We start from the raw sequence: 1,521 nt of genomic DNA, 5'->3' as shown, positions 1-1,521 counted from the left end.
CAAAACCGGCATTCGGGTTCATACTTGTTTTGTGGCGGACGAGCACGAGCCCCGCACGAGCTGGACGTTCCTGACCCAGCACGCCCGGGTGCTGCTGATGATCTCGCGCGACCCGCAGGTGCGCGTACGGGATCTCGCCGCCGCGTGCGGACTGACGGAACGGGCCGTACAGGCGGTCATCACCGACCTGGAGAGCGCCGGCTACCTCACCCGCACCCGGCACGGCCGCCGCAACCACTACCGCGTCGCCCGCCACACGCACTTCCGCCACCCCGCCGAGGCCCAGCACGAGATCTCCGGCTTCCTGGAGATGTTCGCCGACCTCTCACCGCCCACCGGCACCGACGGCACACCCGACGGCCGTCCCGACGACCGGCACGGCCACAGGCACGACCGCGACAGGGACTACTGATCCGGCCCACCGAACGGATCCCGCGCCACGCAGGGAGGACACCGATGACCGACACCGACACCCTCAACGGCGACGACACCCTGCCGGCCGCGGCCGCCACCAAACTCGCCGAGCTGAAGCGCCTGGCCTGCGCCGCAGTGGACCACTGGAACAACGGCGACCACAAGGGCGCGTACGACGCCCTCGGCGCCGCCATACCGGCCGCCGCCGCGGCCGCCACCGCCCTGAACCTCCTACTCGAACTCGACCGGGCCTCGGCCCGCACCGGGGAAAGGGAGCGCAGCCCCCACGACGGCATCACCAGACGGTGGGGATGATCCGGCCGCCAATGCCCCGGCCGTACACCCCCGCCCGAACCGAACGGCCCGGCCCCGGGCCGCCCGCTCCGCCGGCAACCGACCACCGAGCAGGCCGGATCCTCGCCCGCACGAAGCCGGACATGTCAGCTGCTCCGCCCGGAAGGGAGCGCGCCCATGACCACCCGACACCTCCCACCGCCCTCCCCCGCCCACCGCGGCGCCACGCCCCTGCTGCTGACCACCGTCACGGACGCCCCCGGCCCGGCACGCGCGTCCTCCATCTCGACGGCGAGATCGACCAGGACCGCCGCCCCGGAGAACGCGCTCGCCGCAGCCCCACCGCCGGGTCCGACGGCTGCTGGAGATCACCGGCGCCGACCACCTCTTCGCCCTCTGCGGCAGCATCGGGGCCGCCCTGAACGGCCACCGCCCGAACACGCCGCTCCCCCGGGAAGGGATGCAGACGTGTCGAGCGAGCTGAAGACCAGTACCAGGCGCATCGGCCGGGCCGTGGTGTGCGTTCTCGCCGGCGACCTTCACCAGGGCACCGCCGACCAGGCACAGCACGCCCTCGACGCGGCACTCGCCGAACTCCCGGACGTCCTCGCGGTCGACCTGAGCGGCATCGAACTGCTCGCCTCCGGCGGGCTCAACACCCTGCTGCGGGCCAGGACCGCGGCCGCCGACCGCACGGTGCCCACCGTCCTGGTCGCACCCAGCACCGGGGCACGCCGGGTCCTGGAACTCACCGACACCGCAGAGCTGTTCCCCGTCTACGCCACCGCCGAGGAAGCCGCCCGGCACCGCGAG

The 1,521-nt window shown here is 73.2% G+C and carries 3 protein-coding genes; all 3 read left to right on the top strand.

Translation table 11 applies throughout. From position 1 onward, the window contains the following. Positions 1 to 31: 31 nt before the first annotated feature. Positions 32 to 412 (top strand): helix-turn-helix domain-containing protein, encoded by a 381-nt coding sequence (locus ABZ641_RS36890; protein ID WP_359988933.1) that lies wholly within the window; start codon positions 32 to 34, stop codon positions 410 to 412. A 44-nt stretch (positions 413 to 456) separates the two neighbouring features. Continuing rightward, positions 457 to 729 (top strand): hypothetical protein, encoded by a 273-nt coding sequence (locus ABZ641_RS36885; protein WP_359988931.1) that lies wholly within the window; start codon positions 457 to 459, stop codon positions 727 to 729. A 447-nt stretch (positions 730 to 1,176) separates the two neighbouring features. After that, a partial coding sequence (locus ABZ641_RS36880; RefSeq protein WP_359988929.1) for an STAS domain-containing protein occupies positions 1,177 to 1,521 on the top strand: 345 nt, incomplete at its 3' end.

It is taken from the genome of Kitasatospora sp. NPDC007106, from assembly GCF_040634455.1.
Taxonomy (GTDB): Bacteria; Actinomycetota; Actinomycetes; order Streptomycetales; family Streptomycetaceae; genus Kitasatospora; species Kitasatospora arboriphila.
This window is presented reverse-complemented; position numbering and strand designations above follow the sequence as displayed.